8 protein-coding genes and 1 pseudogene are annotated in these 17922 nt (G+C 48.8%); 1 reads left to right on the plus strand and 8 read right to left on the minus strand.

The window, feature by feature from the left end; translation table 11 throughout:
• Positions 1-25: 25 nt before the first annotated feature.
• The 3 genes and pseudogenes from C4K46_RS10670 to trpX form a co-directional block, all read right to left on the minus strand.
• Positions 26-7534 (minus strand): MiiA motif-containing surface protein, encoded by a 7509-nt coding sequence (locus C4K46_RS10670; RefSeq protein ID WP_476756097.1) that lies wholly within the window; start codon positions 7532-7534, stop codon positions 26-28.
• 732 nt (positions 7535-8266) lie between these two features.
• Positions 8267-8560, minus strand: a pseudogene (locus C4K46_RS10740) (accessory Sec-dependent serine-rich glycoprotein adhesin); the annotation flags it as partial.
• Positions 8561-8813: 253 nt separating this feature from the next.
• A complete protein-coding gene (trpX, locus tag C4K46_RS00925) occupies positions 8814-9824 on the minus strand; it encodes a tryptophan ABC transporter substrate-binding protein (RefSeq protein ID WP_209626443.1) in 1011 nt (336 codons plus the stop codon).
• Between the two features lie 415 nt (positions 9825-10239).
• Between trpX and C4K46_RS00930 the strand changes: the two genes are divergently transcribed.
• Positions 10240-11898: an Rqc2 family fibronectin-binding protein gene (locus C4K46_RS00930; protein WP_209626445.1), complete on the plus strand. Its 1659-nt coding sequence runs from the start codon at positions 10240-10242 to the stop codon at positions 11896-11898.
• A gap of 192 nt (positions 11899-12090) precedes the next feature.
• Here the strand turns inward: C4K46_RS00930 and budA are convergent, their stop codons facing one another.
• From budA to C4K46_RS00955, 5 genes are all read right to left on the minus strand, one after another.
• Positions 12091-12810, minus strand: coding sequence for an acetolactate decarboxylase (budA, locus tag C4K46_RS00935; protein WP_209626447.1), 720 nt, complete (start codon positions 12808-12810; stop codon positions 12091-12093).
• Between the two features lie 203 nt (positions 12811-13013).
• Complete coding sequence (locus tag C4K46_RS00940; protein WP_338059771.1) at positions 13014-14273, minus strand: tetratricopeptide repeat protein; 1260 nt, start codon at positions 14271-14273, stop codon at positions 13014-13016.
• Positions 14233-15405 carry an AI-2E family transporter gene (locus C4K46_RS00945; protein WP_209626451.1) on the minus strand — a complete coding sequence of 391 codons (1173 nt, stop codon included), beginning with the start codon at positions 15403-15405 and terminating at the stop codon, positions 14233-14235. The genes C4K46_RS00940 and C4K46_RS00945 overlap by 41 nt, the downstream gene beginning before the upstream one ends.
• A gap of 220 nt (positions 15406-15625) precedes the next feature.
• Positions 15626-16990, minus strand: coding sequence for an ATP-binding protein (locus tag C4K46_RS00950; RefSeq protein WP_209626453.1), 1365 nt, complete (start codon positions 16988-16990; stop codon positions 15626-15628).
• Entirely contained in the window at positions 16987-17643 is a 657-nt protein-coding gene (locus C4K46_RS00955; RefSeq protein ID WP_209627098.1) for a response regulator transcription factor, read from the minus strand. Before C4K46_RS00955 ends, C4K46_RS00950 begins: the two co-directional genes overlap by 4 nt.
• Between the last annotated feature and the right edge of the window lie 279 nt (positions 17644-17922).

The following is a 17922-nucleotide window of genomic DNA, read 5'->3' on the forward strand; positions in this document are numbered from 1 at the left end:
CAATCTTTATTTAGAAGACTGGCTTTTAATCGGACAACTTGTCTTCTTTTTGCTTTTTCTTCTTTGCAAGAGCTAGTCCTAGAACGCCTAGACCTAGGGCAAGTCCTGAAGCATCTACTGCTACATCACCTGTGTTTGGTAATTTTCCTTTGGCAAGGAGGGCAATCTCTGATTCTCTAGCTGAAGTTGATAGGCTAGTGCTGATTGACTGGCTAGCACTTAGCGATGCGGAAAGCGACTGGCTTTCGGACAGGCTGATTGCTAGGCTCTCTTGCTCCTGGCTCAAACTGGTGCTGAGGCTAGTTGAAAGGCTGAGACTTTCGCTGAATTCTTGGGATTGGCTAGCTTCTTGGCTTTGGGAAGCGCTGATAGAGGCGCTCGTCGAAGCGGATTTGCTGATTGCCAAGGCCGAAGAACTGATGCTTTCTGAAGTGGATAGGCTTAAACTGCTTGATAGGGAAGCTGATTCGCTGCTACTCAAGGAAGTTGACTCTGATACACTACTACTTGCACTGATTGAGGCACTCATTGAGGCAGACTCACTGGCTGAGGTCGACGCACTCATTGAGGCGGACTCACTTGCTGAGGTGGAGGCATTCTCTGAGGCGGACTCACTCGCAGATGTTGAGGCACTCATTGAGGCTGAGACACTTGCTGAAGTCGATGCACTGGTTGATGCGGACTCACTTGCCGAAGTCGACGCACTCGTTGACGCTGACTCGCTCGCTGACGTTGAAGCACTCGTTGACGCAGACTCACTTGCGCTGGTTGATGCACTTTCTGATGCAGACGTACTTGCCGAAGTTGAGGCGCTCTCTGATGCTGAGACACTTGCTGAAGTCGACGCACTTGTTGATGCGGACTCACTTGCAGAGGTGGACGCACTCGTTGAGGCGGACACGCTCGCGGACGCTGAGACGTTCGCTGAGGTCGATGCACTCGTTGAAGCGGACTCGCTTGCTGACGTTGACGCACTTTCTGAGGCTGATACACTTGCTGAAGTCGAGGCGCTCGTTGAAGCGGACTCGCTTGCAGACGTTGACGCACTTACTGAGGCTGATACACTTGCTGAAGTCGAGGCGCTCGTTGAAGCGGACTCGCTGGCAGATGTTGAAGCACTCTCTGATGCTGATACGCTCGCTGAGGTTGAAGCACTGGTTGAAGCACTTTCTGAGGCACTCTCACTCGCTGAGGTCGACGCACTCGTTGAGGCTGATACGCTTGCTGACGTTGAGGCGCTTGTTGAAGCGGACTCGCTTGCCGAAGTCGACGCACTCGTTGAGGCGGACTCGCTTGTGGACGTTGACGCACTTATTGAAGCGGACTCACTGGCTGAGGTTGAGGCGCTCGTTGAAGCCGATACGCTTGCTGAAGTTGAGGCACTCGTTGAGGCGGACATACTTGCGGAAGTTGAGGCACTTGTTGAAGCGGACTCGCTCGCGGAGGTGGACGCACTTATTGAGGCAGACTCACTGGCTGAGGTTGAGGCGCTTGTTGAAGCAGACTCGCTCGCTGACGTTGAAGCACTTGTTGACGCAGACTCGCTTGCTGAGGTCGACGCACTCGTTGAGGCAGACGTACTTGCTGAGGTCGATGCACTCTCTGATGCTGATACACTTGCGCTGGTTGATGCACTCATTGAGGCAGACATACTTGCTGAAGTCGACGCACTCATTGAAGCGGACTCACTTGCTGATGTCGAGGCACTCTCTGATGCTGATACACTTGCGCTGGTTGATGCACTCATTGAGGCAGACATACTTGCTGAAGTCGACGCACTCATTGAAGCGGACTCGCTTGCCGAAGTCGACGCACTCGTTGAGGCGGACATACTTGCGCTGGTTGAGGCACTTGTCGATGCGGACTCGCTCGCTGAGGTTGAGGCGCTTGTTGAAGCGGACTCACTGGCAGAGGTTGAGGCACTCGCTGAAGCTGACACGCTCGCGGAAGTCGACGCACTCGTTGACGCTGACTCGCTCGCTGACGTTGAAGCACTTGTTGACGCAGACTCGCTTGCTGAGGTCGATGCACTCATTGAGGCAGACATACTTGCTGAAGTTGACGCACTCTCTGAGGCTGATACGCTCGCTGAGGTCGACGCACTGGTTGAGGCAGACGTACTTGCCGAAGTTGAAGCACTCATTGAGGCTGATACACTTGCTGAAGTTGACGCACTTATTGAGGCAGACGTACTTGCCGAAGTTGAAGCACTTGTTGATGCTGACTCGCTAGCTGAGGTAGAGGCACTCATTGATGCCGACTCGCTTGCAGAGGTTGAGGCGCTCTCTGATGCTGATACACTTGCGCTGGTTGATGCACTCATTGAAGCGGACTCGCTTGCCGAAGTTGAGGCGCTCGTTGACGCGGACTCACTTGCGGAGGTCGACGCACTTATTGAAGCGGACTCGCTTGCAGAGGTGGACGCACTCGTTGAGGCGGACTCGCTCGCGGAGGTCGAGGCACTCGTTGAGGCGGACTCACTTGCTGAAGTCGACGCACTTATTGAAGCGGACTCGCTTGCAGAGGTGGATGCACTCGTTGAGGCGGACACGCTCGCGGAGGTCGATGCACTCGTTGAGGCTGACTCGCTTGCCGAAGTCGAAGCACTGGTTGAGGCGGACTCACTGGCTGATGTCGATGCACTCTCTGATGCTGATACACTTGCGCTGGTTGAGGCACTCATTGAGGCCGATACACTTGCCGAAGTCGACGCACTCGTTGAGGCTGATACGCTTGCGCTGGTTGAAGCACTTACTGAGGCAGACGTACTTGCTGAGGTAGATGCACTCATTGAAGCGGACTCGCTAGCTGAGGTAGACGCACTCATTGAGGCTGATACACTTGCTGAAGTCGACGCACTCGTTGAGGCGGACTCACTGGCTGAAGTTGACGCACTCATTGAGGCTGATACACTTGCTGAAGTCGATGCACTGGTTGATGCGGACTCACTTGCCGAAGTCGACGCACTCGTTGAAGCGGACTCGCTTGCAGATGTTGAAGCACTGGTTGAAGCAGACTCACTTGCGCTGGTTGAAGCACTTTCTGATGCAGACGTACTTGCCGAAGTTGAGGCGCTCTCTGATGCTGAGACACTTGCCGAAGTCGAAGCACTCATTGAGGCTGAGACACTGGCCGAAGTCGACGCACTGGTTGAGGCCGACTCACTGGCTGAGGTTGACGCACTCTCTGACGCAGACGTACTTGCAGATGTTGAAGCACTCTCTGAAGCTGATACACTTGCTGAGGTCGACGCACTTGTTGATGCTGACTCGCTTGCCGAAGTCGAAGCACTGGTTGAGGCCGACTCACTGGCTGAGGTCGACGCACTCGTTGAGGCGGACACGCTCGCGGAGGTCGATGCACTCGTTGAGGCAGACGCACTGGCTGAGGTCGACGCACTTGTTGAGGCGGACTCGCTTGCCGAAGTCGACGCACTCGTTGAGGCAGACGTACTGGCTGAGGTCGACGCACTTGTTGAGGCGGACTCACTGGCTGAGGTCGATGCACTCTCTGATGCAGACGTACTGGCTGAGGTCGACGCACTTACTGATGCAGACTCGCTTGCAGAGGTTGAGGCGCTCTCTGAAGCTGAGACACTTGCTGAGGTCGACGCACTCGTTGAAGCTGACTCGCTTGCGCTAGTTGAAGCACTTTCTGATGCAGACGTACTTGCTGAGGTCGACGCACTTATTGAGGCGGACATACTTGCGCTGGTTGAGGCGCTTGTTGAAGTGGACTCACTGGCAGAGGTCGACGCACTTATTGAAGCGGACTCACTGGCTGAAGTCGACGCACTCGTTGACGCTGACTCGCTCGCTGACGTTGAAGCACTTGTTGACGCAGACTCGCTTGCTGAGGTCGACGCACTCGTTGAGGCTGATACACTTGCTGAAGTCGATGCACTCGTTGAGGCTGACACACTTGCTGAAGTCGATGCACTCTCTGAGGCGGACTCGCTTGCCGAAGTCGACGCACTCATTGAGGCGGACTCGCTTGCCGAAGTTGAAGCACTTACTGAGGCAGACTCACTGGCTGAAGTCGACGCACTGGTTGATGCCGACTCGCTCGCGGAGGTCGATGCGCTCATTGAGGCAGACGTACTTGCCGAAGTCGACGCACTTACTGATGCAGACTCGCTGGCTGAAGTTGACGCACTGGTTGAAGCAGACTCGCTTGCTGAGGCTGACGCACTGGTTGAAGCGGACATACTTGCAGAGGTCGAGGCGCTCGTTGAAGCAGACTCGCTGGCTGAAGTTGAGGCGCTTTCCGATGCTGATACACTTGCTGAAGTTGAGGCACTTGTTGACGCGGACTCACTGGCTGAGGTCGACGCACTTGTCGATGCTGATACGCTTGCTGATGTTGAAGCACTTGTTGACGCCGACTCGCTTGCAGAGGTGGACGCACTCGTTGAGGCGGACTCGCTTGCGGACGTTGACGCACTTGCTGAAGCGGACTCACTTGCTGAAGTTGACGCACTCGTTGAGGCGGACATACTTGCGGAAGTTGAGGCACTTGTTGATGCTGACTCGCTCGCTGACGTTGAGGCACTCTCTGATGCAGACGTACTTGCTGAAGTCGATGCACTTACTGATGCAGACTCACTGGCTGAGGTCGACGCACTGGTTGAAGCGGACTCACTGGCAGAGGTTGAGGCACTCGCTGAAGCTGACACGCTAGCGGAAGTCGACGCACTCGTTGACGCTGACTCGCTCGCTGACGTTGAAGCACTTGTTGACGCAGACTCGCTTGCTGAGGTCGACGCACTCGTTGACGCTGATACACTTGCTGAAGTCGACGCACTCGTTGAAGCCGACTCGCTTGCTGAAGTCGACGCACTCATTGAAGCCGAGACGCTCGCTGAGGTCGACGCACTTTCTGAAGCTGAGACACTTGCACTAGTTGAGGCGCTTACTGAAGCCGATACACTTGCCGAAGTTGACGCACTGGTTGAAGCCGACACGCTCGCGGAGGTCGAGGCGCTCATTGAAGCGGATTCGCTTGCACTTGTTGAAGCACTTGCTGAAGCTGAGACGCTCGCTGAAGTTGAGGCGGACGTACTTGCAGATGTTGAAGCACTTTCTGAGGCAGACACGCTGGCACTTGTTGAGGCACTTGTCGATGCTGACTCACTGGCTGACGTTGACGCACTTATTGAGGCGGACTCGCTTGCAGATGTTGATGCACTCTCTGACGCTGATACACTTGCTGAAGTCGAGGCACTGGTTGATGCCGACTCGCTTGCAGAGGTTGAGGCGCTCTCTGAAGCTGATACACTTGCTGAAGTTGAGGCACTCATTGAAGCGGATTCGCTTGCCGATGTTGAAGCACTCTCTGAAGCGGACGTACTTGCTGAAGTCGATGCACTCTCTGATGCAGATATACTTGCTGAGGTTGACGCACTCATTGAGGCGGACTCGCTCGCTGAAGTCGACGCACTTATTGAAGCGGACTCGCTTGCAGAGGTGGATGCACTCGTTGAGGCGGACTCGCTCGCGGAGGTCGATGCACTCGTTGAGGCAGACGTACTTGCTGAGGTCGACGCACTTGTTGAGGCTGACTCGCTTGCCGAAGTCGACGCACTCGTTGAGGCGGACTCACTGGCTGATGTCGATGCACTCTCTGATGCTGATACACTTGCGCTGGTTGATGCACTCATTGAGGCAGACATACTTGCTGAAGTCGACGCACTCATTGAAGCGGACTCACTTGCGGAGGTCGATGCACTCGTTGAGGCGGACACGCTCGCGGAAGTCGACGCACTCATTGAGGCGGACTCGCTTGCCGAAGTCGACGCACTGGTTGAGGCCGACTCACTGGCTGAGGTTGACGCACTCTCTGAAGCTGATACGCTTGCTGAAGTCGACGCACTCATTGAGGCGGACTCACTTGCTGAAGTTGACGCACTCGTTGAGGCGGACGTACTTGCTGAGGTGGACGCACTGGTTGAGGCCGACTCGCTCGCGGACGTTGAGGCACTTTTTGAGGCACTCTCACTCGCTGATGTTGAAGCACTCATTGAAGCGGACTCACTTGCAGAGGTGGATGCACTGGTTGAGGCTGACGTACTTGCTGAGGTGGACGCACTCTCTGATGCTGATACGCTTGCCGAAGTTGAGGCGCTTCTTGAAGCAGACTCACTTGCGGAGGTCGAGGCACTTGTTGAGGACGATACACTTGCGCTAGTTGAAGCCGAAGCTTTGGCACTGGTGCTTGCAGAGGTGCTGGCGCTAGTCTTTGCGGACGTAGATGCTGAGACACTGGCGCTCGTTGAAGCTGAAGTCTTGGCACTGGTGCTGGCTGAGGTGCTAGCACTGGTCTTGGCTGATGTAGAAGCTGAGACACTTGCACTGGTTGACGCTGAAGCCTTGGCACTGGTGCTGGCTGATGTAGAAGCCGAAACACTGGCACTTGTTGAAGACGAGGTCTTGGCACTGGTGCTTGCTGAAGTGCTGGCACTGGTCTTAGCTGACAATGAAGCTGAAGCACTTACTGAAGCACTAGTCGAAGCTGAAGTCTTGGCACTGGTGCTTGCTGAGGTGCTAGCGCTGGTCTTAGCTGATGCGGAGGCCGAGGCGCTTATTGATGCAGAAGTTCGAGCACTAGTTGAGGCGCTTCTGGAAGCACTGAGAGAAGCTGCTGAAAGCGAAGCACTTAGCGAGGCTGAAGCGACAGCAGAAACTGAGGCACTCGCTGAGGCAGAAGTGGACGCCGGACTTACAGTATCGTTTCCAGGAATAGTATCTGTAGATTTATCTGTATAGGTAACTGTAACCGTTCCATCATTAGCTACTGCATAAGTTGCACTGGCCGGTAGGTAACCTTGGTTAGCTGCTCTTACTGCTGCTAGCACTCTATTTTTCTCCGCCTGAGTTAGACTAGAGGTGTTTCCTACATAGGTGATTGCTGGATTTTTTGGAGTATATTTTTCAGTTTGTCTCCTAATTTGAATTCTTAAACGCCCAGTTTCTCTCGCAACATTATCGTCACTAACTTTTCTAGTTGTTGTTTTATTTCCAGCTGCATCGGTGGCAATTACATAACGCGTATAATACACACCTACTCCAGCATTACTACTAGCTGGAATCGTACCTTTAATGATTGTCACCAGGGGATTTTGCGGGGTGGCATTACCAGCTTGATTTAGATTTTTACTTTCAAAAGTAAGACCCGAAATACCAAAAGTAGTATTTCCCTGCTGTTCAATTTGTACTGATACAATCTTTCCGCTGTTATCTGTTGAGGTTAATTCGTAGTAGCCTTCTTCACCAGTATAAAAGATGACCTCATCTGGACCAGTATACTTGGGTGCCTCTGTATCTAGCTTAGCTGTAACTAAGTCAGCCTTACCCCAGCTTCCCCCTAGCGTTCTCTTGGTATTATTTGCATTATCTGTAACCTGACTTGCAATAATAAATTGATCACTAGTAGCCATTCTTAAACTAATAGCTGTCCTATCAAATTCATTAGAAATTTTTGTGACGATTTTCATCACTACATTAGGGCCTGAAGTCCCCTTATAAAGAGTCCACATTCCACCTGAATTAACAGTTCCAGCAGCTATAGAATTACTATTATTGAATGTTACACTTTGGGTTGATTGATTGCCACTGATTGAGACCAGAACGCCTACATTTGCTTTAGGCTGACTTGGTTTCATAGTAATAGTCCAGGTCAAAAGCTTGGTAGCATCGTCGTAACTGCTGGTAATAGAATGCAACATATCGTCATTGCTATCTTTAGTAAAGTTTGGGGTGTCATTATTAATTGCCCTAAAGCCTACCCCAGGCTGCATATTTTGCCCATTGAGAGGGTGGCGAGGCATGGCTGAGCTTTTTGGTTTTTCCTCAGTCGTGCTAGCACTGGTTGAATTGACAGTAGATTGGCTGGCACTTGCTTCTGCTTGGCTACTAGTCCTTGACTCCGTTTGAGCGCTAGCGCTTGAAGCTTGGGTCTGGCTTTCAGAAAGGCTTAGACTGGTAGACGCAGAAAAAGACTCAGCGACACTGGTCGATTCTGAGACAGATAAGCTATGATAGAGTGAGTCTGACAGGGATTCTGAGCTAGACTGACTCTCACTAGCCGAGCTGGAGGCACTGATAGAGGCCGAGGTGCTGGCTGACTGGCTGAGCGAGCCTTGCTCTGAGTCTTGAACATCTCCTAAAACGGCCTGCTCCTTGGTGGCTAGTACATCATCTGATTGGAGGACCTTCTCTAGAGGTTGCTCCTCTTGGGCCTGGACAGTGTGGTGGCTAACTACTGCCCCACCCAATACGGCCCCTGTGGCGACTAGGCCTTTGAGAAAGTCTAGACCGGTTAATTTTTCTGGCACTTGCTCCTCGGTCAATGGAGTCTCAACAGCCACTGAGGCATTCTTGCCCCGCATCATCCTAAAAAGACCCAGTTGCGAGCTGGCTGCGCGGAGCCATTGCTTACCGGATTTGATCAGTTTAAAACGTGTGACACGATCAACTTCGTGAAAATCACCCTTTTGACGTTTGAAAAACATGTTCCTTTTCCTTTTATAATAATCTAGTTTAAAAACTCTATGCCATTCCATTTTACCACACTTTTCTCTATTTTGCCTAATAAAATGACAAATTTCTCTTTTGTGCCCACAAAAATATGGAAACACCTTTGGGAGAAGGCTGCTAGAAGCAACAAATTTTCTTAACAAATAAACTTGAAACTGCTTGAGGAGAGAGGAGGAAGACTTCTTTACTGATTCTAAAATAAAAAAGACTGATTTTCTCAGTCCTTGCCCCTCCTCTATAAAAACAAGAGGTTGAGAACCAGTCTCAACCTCGCTAGCTTTATTTAATTAGTTTTCCAGCCTTTTTGGTCACTTCCTCTGGTAGGGTGATTTCTAGGTCTGCGGCCACCTTGGTATTGATAACCGTTTTTCCTTTATTAAAGATTTCGACTGGTGTATCGGCTGGTTTGGCTCCCTTAAGAATTTTGGCAACCATTTTCCCAGTTGCCACTCCTAGATCGTGCTGGTCGACCACGACAGAGGCTAGGCCGCCTTCTTCAACCATAGCAGTTGCGCTAGGATAGATTGGCTTTTTAGCTTCCTTGTTGCTAGAAACAACGGTAGAAAAGGCTGACGCAATGGTATTGTCAATTGGAATCCAAATGGCGTCTACTTTTGAAGTCATGATAGACATGGTTGAGGCAATCTCATTGGTGGATGGTACAGAGTAAGGACGGACGGTATAGCCTGCCTTTTCTGCTAGCTTGGTAAATTCTTGGACCTGGGTCTTGGAATTGTCCTCATTGCTAGAATAAAGGATACCGATTGTTTTTACATCTGGTGTCAGGGTCTTAATCAAGTCTAGTTGCTGCTGGGCAGGGTTATTGTCAGATACTCCGGTCACATTGCCACCTGGTTTTTTCAGGTCCTTGACTAGATTGGCTCCGACTGGATCGGTAATAGCCCCCATGATAATGGGCTGGTCCTTGCTGGCATTGGCCAGACCTTGAGCGGCTGGTGTAGCAATTCCGACTAGGACATCGTTTTTATTGGCCGCTAGCTGCTTACTCATGGTAGCTACCTTGCTTTGGTCTCCCTCAGCATTCATAAAGTCCAGCTTAATTTTAGCCCCCTTATAGCCTTCCTGGGCTAGACCATCTTGAATCCCCTTATAAATCTCATCCAGGGACGGATGGCTGACATACTGGAGAACCCCGACCTTGACAGTTTTGTCCTTGCTGGTTTGATTAGTCTTGGGAGCTTTTTTACTGGTAAAGCCAGAGTAAATTCCCGCTCCGACAATTAGAAGGACCAAAAGGCCTAGAATAAGTTTTAAACTTTTGTTTTGCATACTGCTACTCCTTTATTTTTTTAAGCAAGAAAAAAGCCCACACAGAAAAAATCTGTGTGAGGGCGTAAATCGCGGTGCCACCTCAATTATGGAAAAATCCACATCTCTATCTTGCTTGTTAACAAGTTGCACGATAAGGGGTGCCGACCGAATTTTTATGGTTTCAAATTCATTTTACCATCAGCCCAATTTCACAAGCTCTTACTATCCGCTTCCACCCAACGCGGACTCTCTAAAAATAAGTCACTTCCTACTTTTCTGATATGCTAACATTGTAACCATTTTCCCCAAAAATGTCAAGGACTTTTGTCAGAAAATTTCTATTTTTGTGAAAATAGGGTTGACTAGGGTTTGGCTCATTTTTTTGGTATAATATTACTAGTTGTGACCAGAATTTAGAAAAACGAGGTAGGCCATGTCTTTTGACGGATTTTTTTTACACTATATGACAGAGGAATTGCGCCAGCAGTTGCTGGGCGGACGCATTCAAAAAATCAACCAGCCCTTTGACAAGGAGTTGGTCTTACAAATCAGAAGTCAGCGGCAGACCCACAAACTACTCCTATCGGCCCATCCGGTCTTTGGTCGTCTGCAACTGACCCAAACTAACTTTGAAAATCCGCAAAATCCAAACACCTTTACCATGATGATGCGGAAGTATTTGCAGGGGGCCAATATCGAAAGTATCGAGCAGGTAGAAAATGACCGCATTGTCGAAATCAGTGTTTCTAATAAAAACGAAATCGGCGACCATATTGCAGTAACCCTGGTTGTAGAAATCATGGGCAAGCACAGTAATCTTATCTTACTGGACAAGGCTAGCGGGAAAATTATCGAGGCCATCAAGCATGTCGGCTTTTCGCAAAATTCCTATCGGACCCTCTTGCCTGGCTCTAGCTATTTGAGACCGCCCAAAAAACCGCAGGCCAATCCCTTTAGCGTGGGAGATGAGGAACTGTTTGAAATCTTACAGACCCAAGAGCCGACTGCTAAAAATCTCCAGCAGGCCTTTCAAGGTCTGGGACGAGATAGCGCTGAGGAACTGAGCCAGAGCTTGGGCGACCAGCGACTCAAATCCTTCCGTGCTTTCTTTGCAGCCCCTTGCCAGCCCAATCTGACCAGCAAGTCTTTTGCTGCTACTTCTTTTAAGGATAGTCAGGAAGAATTTGCCAGCCTCTCTCTGCTACTAGACAACTACTATCAGGACAAGGCTGAGCGGGATCGGGTCAAGCAACAGGCTAGCGAGTTAATCCGTCGGGTTGAGCAGGAGCTGGAAAAAAATCGCAAAAAAATCCTCAAGCAAGAGGCCCAGCTCAAGGATAGTGAAAATGCCGAGGACTATCGGCAAAAAGGGGAGCTCTTAACCACCTTCTTGCATCAGGTTCCCAAGGACCAGGACTGGGTGGTCTTGGATAATTACTATACCGGCCAGGAAATTCAAATCCAGCTGGATAAGGCCCTTAGTCCCAGCCAAAATGCCCAGCGTTATTTCAAGAAATACCAGAAATTGAAGGAGGCTGTCAAGCACCTCAAGAGGCTCATTGAGCAGGGACAAAAGACGGTCCTCTATTTGGAAAGTGTCGAAACAGCCTTGGCCCAGGCCAGTCTTAACGAAGTTGCGGATATTCGCGAGGAGCTGATTCAGACCGGCTTTATCCGCCGCCGACAAAGAGAAAAGATTCAAAAGCGGCAAAAGCCCGAGCAATACTTGGCTAGTGACGGCCAAACCATTATCCTGGTCGGCCGCAATAATCTGCAAAATGAAGAATTGACCTTTAAGATGGCTAAAAAAGAGGACCTGTGGTTTCATGCCAAGGATATTCCGGGCAGTCATGTCTTGATTACAGGCAATCCTAATCCTTCCGATGAGGTTAAAACGGATGCGGCAGAGTTAGCGGCCTACTTCTCCAAGGCCCGCCTCTCCAATCTCGTCCAGGTAGACATGATTGAAGTCCGCAAGCTCAATAAACCCAAGGGGGGCCAGCCTGGCTTTGTCACCTATACCGGCCAAAAGACCCTGAGGGTTACCCCAGATGAGGAAAAAATCAAAAGCATGAAAAGCAAGAGAAACTAAAGGATTTATCAGCCACCAGCCAAACTGGTGGTTTTCTGCTGCCTATCTAGAAAAAGAGAGCAAAAGATTGCAACAAAAAAAGGCCGAAACAGAGTCTCCGACCTCTATTGCTTATAGAAACTTGCCCCTGCAAAAAGCTAGGCAAATTTCTGAACTTTCAAATCTTGACCTGCTTAGACTGGGAGCAAGCCTTTACTCAACGGCATCAATGTCTTCTTTCATCTCATCCAGATTAAACTTGGCAAAGAGATACTTGCGGTCTTGGACGGGGAAGCGTTGGTCTAGCTGGTCAACTGCTCCTAGCTCAACCACCCCCTCCTTGATGATATAGTCCATGACATGGCCACCAAAGGTGTGGTCATCGGAGATGAAGTGGAGGTGGTAGCCGGCTACACTGACCCCATTAAAGATTTCCGGTGTCCAAAAGCCAACGATAGTCCCTGAGACATTATCAGCATGGTATTCTGGCTGGCTGACTGCTACTTCAGCAAAGCGTCGCTCATCGGTCGAGCGGGGAATCATTCGGACATGCATGTGGGCGAAGTCACCATGAATCTTAATAGAGCGAAAGAGATTTTCGCCATCATAGTAGGACTCAATCCGCTGCTCCAGCTCTTGATCATTCATCTCAAAACGCTGGCGGAAGATAACTTCGGCCTGATGAGGAACAACGGCCGCATAGGGAACGGTGACCTCGTCTGATACCTCGACTACTTCTGGTAACTCACCAGAGCCCTTGGCCTGATAGGCCTTACCATCTAGGACAATCAACTCTCCATCAATCGAGTCCAGCGTCCCAATGCCCAAATCACCATATTGCAAGAGCTCCCCAATGGTCATGCTTCCACCGTAAAGACCGGCCATTAAGGCTCCTAGGGTATTGTATTGAAATAATTTGACTGGCTCTGCCATGTTTTCTCCTTTTTCTACTTCTTTTCTTTTAATCTGATAGGACCCTGGCTTTCAGCTCTTATCCTAGCTAGAGGCTATTTTGATTGTGCTTTCTTTCAAGCAAAGTTCCTGCTACTTTCACCTCTGACTTCCTTGCCAGAGAAATGTAAGCTCATTATACCACAATTAGGAAGGGGGTGAAAAAGAGATGCTTGTTAAACTTTTTACAAATCTTGGTAGAAGTCCTGCATGGACACATCATCTGGGACCAAGTCCAGATAGCTTCTAGCATAGGACTTGGCCTCCTGGACTTGGCCCAATTCCCTGAGGAGATAGATGAATTGCTCTAGAAACTCAGGGTTGTCTTTTAAATCACGAGCCAAATCCCTAAAGAGTTCCAAGGCCTGCTCTAGATTTTCCAAGGCCTGATGGGCTCTTGCTATATTCCAGCGAGTCAGAACATTGTCCAGCTCCTCCTGCTCAAAGGGCAGGATTTCTTGGTAGCGCTCTTGTTCCAGATAGAGATTGGTCAAGCGCAGGGCGACCTCTTCTAAATCATCGGCTTCGACTTGGGCTCGGAGAAGGTAGTCTTCTGCTCCTTTTTGATCATGCAGTTCATAGGAAAGCTGGGAGGCTAAGAGAAGCAACTGGCTATCAAAGGGGTTTTTCTGCAAGCCCTGTTTCGCCATTTCTAGGGCCTGCTCCGTCTGATGCTCGGCATGTAGGGACTTAGCATAGGCAAATTCATAACCTTCAAAATCAGGGGACAGGGTATCCAGCTGCTTGAAGTAGAGATTGGCCCTCTGGTATTCCTTCTGGTCAGCCAAGAGTAAGGCTAGCTCAAAGAGGGTAGCCTCATCATACTCTAGCTCCAGGGCCTTTTCCAGAAATTCAATCGCCGCCTCAAACTTTCCTAGATTGGCATAGCAAAGGCCGATTCGCTGGTAGGTGGATAGGCCGGCCTCTTGATAGATGAGACGATTGTCCAGGCTGGCATAATTCTTAATGGCCTCTTGAAAGTAGCCCAATTCAAAGTTTATTTCGGCCAGGGCTAGGATAAGCAGGGGATCATCCGAGATTTGACTGGCCTCTAAAATTTTCTCACGCGCCACATCTGCTAATCCCTCCTGCTGGTAGAGATCTGCCTTGGCTAGTAGGCTGGCCGGATAGAGGGGGCTCGAGGAAGCAATTTCTTCAAGGTAGGCAAAGGCCCCTTCTAAGTCACCATCATCACTAGCAATACTGGCTAGATTGAGGGCCAAGTCTGGATAGAGGGGGTATAATTTCTGATAAATTTGCTGGGCTTGAGGGAAAAAGCCGATACTTTCTAAGTAGTCGGCTAAATCTAGTAATTCTTCATTTGTGTCGCTAGATAGGGCCTGCTCAAAGTAGGAATTGGCCTGCTCTAAATCTTGCTCCTCTAAGGCTAGAAGCATTTTTTGACTATTGTGCTTGCTCACTTTCTTCACCTGTTTCCTTATCATCATAAAGTCCACTGACTTCCTTGTACCATTCAAAAATAGCTGAGACAACTACCTTGATGGAGGCATAAAGCGGAATTCCTAGCAGGACACCCCAAATGCCAAACATGGAGCCTGAGGTCAAAAGGACAAATAAAATTGTAATGGGATGGATGCTCAATTGGCTACCCAGAATGAGCGGGGAGACAAAACGCCCCTCAATTGTTTGCTCCACAATAAAGACAACAATAACCTTGAGGAGCATAATCGGTCCTGCAATCAAGCCCAAGACCAAGGCTGGCAGCATGGCCAAGAAACTACCCAGATAAGGGACTAGATTGAGGAAACCAGCTAAAATACCCAGGGTCACCCCGTAGCGCAGACCAATAATCTTAAAGAAGAGAATGAACATCAAGGCAACAATAACCGCCACCGTCACCTGACCGCGAACATAGTTGGCCAACTGACTATTGACTTCACTGAGGACCTTGGCTGTCGGTTCCCGGAAATTCTTAGGTAAAAATTTAGTCAGATAAGACTTAAGGTTTTTCCCGTCCCTAAGGAGGTAAAAGACGATAAAGGGCATGATAATCAGGGCAACAACGACCTGGGAGGTTGCCCCGATAAAGCTACCAGCCCAGTTGACAGCTCGAGAAGAAAAAGAGCTAGCCCAGGTGGTTAACTGGGAAGAAAACTTGGTAAAGACCTCTGCAATCTGGGGTCTAAGCTCCTCAGAAATCTGGTTTTCAACCAGGCCGTCCAAGGCCCTTTCAGCCTGCTCCATATAGTCGGGGATATTTTTAATAAAGCTAAAAATCTGCTCCTGCATCTTAGGAATCAAGACTGCCAGACCCCAAATCAAAAGGAGGGCAATCAGGATAAAGACAATGGTTATAGCTAGGAGGCGATTAACCTTATGCTTTTCCATAAAATCCACAATGGGATTGATTAGGTAGTAAATCAAGCCTGACAGGATAACTGGTAGCATGATGACCTTCAAAAAGTTGATGACCGGAACGAAAATAAAACTAATCTTGCTAAGGACAAGAATATTTAGACCCAGGAGGAGAAAGACTAAAAAGACGGTAATCGCCTTATTATCTACAAACCACCTGAAAAACCAACTCATAGTAAAATTTCTCTCTTTTTTGTTCATGATGACTCCTTCGTTTATCTCTTTTCATTGTAGCATTTTTCTAAGAAAAATTCTGTCAAAAAAATCACTCTAAGCATAAAAAAATTGAGGCAAGAATGGCCTTGGCCCCAATCTTTTTTGTTATTAAATCCTAAAAGTGACTCCGTCACAAGTCTGCTCTTACGGCTGTTTTTCCAAATCCCTAGATGGGTTCAAGAGCCGGAGCCACTACTGAGCTAGCTTAGAAGAAGATGGTAAAGCGCATCCAGGATTCGTCCACTGCTTCAAAGCGATAGTTGAAATGATGTTTTTCCAGAATTTGCTGGACGATAAAGAGGCCTAGACCGGTCCCTCCGTCCTTTCGATTTCGGCTATAATCCGGTCGATAAAAGGGTTGAAAAATCTGCTGAATCTGCTGTTCATCTAGGAGGCGTTCTGCCTGATTTTCAATCACCAGCTGGCCCTTACCTAAGCTCAAACGAATCTTGCCTGCCTGGCGGGTATAGTGAAAGGCGTTGTCCAAGAGATTTTTGATTGCCTTGAGTAGGTAGGTCTTATTGGCCTTGATCTCCAGCTCTTCCAGCTCGACCTCAAACTGGTACTTCTTGACCTCGGCCAAGATTTTATAGCTACTCAAATTGTCCTTAAGGAGACTCTTGAGTGAGAGGTCTTCTTCATCCTCATCTAGCTTCATTTCTAACTTGGAAATAGCTAGGATAGACTGGACTAGCTCGGCCTGCTCCTCTAGAATGGTCCGACAACGGTGGAGATAGGTATCGTGGTCCTTGAACTCTCCTACCCCATAAATCATCCCGTCAATCATGCCCATCATACTGGTAATCGGGGTTTTGAGCTCATGAGAGGTCATTCTGAGAAATTCGGCCTTTTCACGTTCACTTTCAGCGACTTTTTCATTTTCCAGGCGCAGGGCCTCGATACTGGTTAATAAATTCTCATAGAGATGGTTGATATCCTGGGCCAAGTCGGCAATTTCATCCCGTCCCTTGACGGGGCAAATCACCTGGGGCTCTAAGCTGGTCATCCGGCGGGTACTTCTAGAAATTTCCTTAATCCGTTTACTGGAAGTCCGACTGTAAAGGTAGGCTCCCAATCCTCCTAGGGTCAGGGCAAAAAAGAGGACCATGGGGTAGAGTTTCAGGAGAATGCGACTGGCATCTGAGATAGGCTGCAAGGAATATTCACCCTGCAAGAGCAGGGTTTGGCCAGCCTTATTTTTAATAGTTTCGCTCAGATATTTATTCTTGTAGATACTGGCCGTAAAGTTAGGAGATATCGTTAACTGTAAGGACTCGTCGCTGGCATCTATCTCGGCTACGGTCGGATAGAAAACCTTTTTATTGGTATCCATGAGGGTAAACCAGAGACGATTGCTCTTTTGACTGTAATCACCCAAAAGCTCCAGCATGTCCTCTGTTGACTTCCCTTCAACCTGACTGAGAATTTCCTCAAATTCATTTCTAGCCTCAGCTGTCTTTACCTGCTCATAGTAAAAGGGCATCATAAAGTAAAGACTGGCCAAAAGTACCGTTACTACGATAAAAATCAAGGAAGTAGTCAATAGGAAGTTCTTCTTAACGATTTTCACTCTTCATCTCCTCCGAGCTTATAGCCCATCCCCGTAATCGTCTTTAGGGGAAGGCCCGGAATTTTCTTACGAATATTCTTGATATGATTGTCCAAGACCCGACTATCTAGCTCGCTATAACCCCAGATAGTATTCATGAGCTGATCGCGAGTGACCAGGTGGGTCTTTCTCTTGGCTAGGGCCTGCAAGATTTCAAACTCTTTCTTGGTCAGAGTCATCTTTTCCCCCTTCCAATAGACCGTACAATCCTCTAAAATCACCTGCAAGTCTCCAATCGTGATTTCTGAAACAACCACCTGGCGGCGCAGGATATTTTCAATCCGTTTGACTAAGATTAGAGGTGAAAAGGGTTTGGTCACATAGTCGCTAATCAGATGATTAAAGCTGACAAGCTGGGTATATTCATCGTCCAAGGCGGTTAAAATCATCACTGGAACCTGTGAACTTTTCCGAATCTCCTTGAGCACATCCAGACCATTTATGGTCGGCAGCATCATATCCAAAATGACTAAATCAAAAGACTCTTCCGCAAAAGCTCGCAGAGCCTCTCCACCATCAAAAACAGGCTTTACCTGATAATTACTTTCTTTTAAAAACTCGCAGATGACTTGGTTAATTGTAGTGTCATCTTCTACTACTAAAATTCTGTACATCATTCCTCCATAAGATATGAGGGCGTTAAAAAATCCGTATAAAAATAGGGAGCGCGGTGCCGCTTCGATGAAGCAAGGTAAGCGAGTCTTTTTTACTAGGATTTTAGCCCGAGTTCAATTTCATAAGATACGAGCCCGTTCGCAGACTTATTCCTGTCTAGCGCCTAGAGCGCTGTCAGGAAACGAAAGCCACTAGCGTGCTCTTTCTAAAGTCTGCACTAATTTCACAAGCAAAAATTATCGTTTTGCTTGTGAAATGTCGAAAAACGAAGAAAAAAT

The organism is Streptococcus oricebi, from assembly GCF_017883985.1.
GTDB classification, from domain to species: Bacteria; Bacillota; Bacilli; order Lactobacillales; family Streptococcaceae; genus Streptococcus; species Streptococcus oricebi.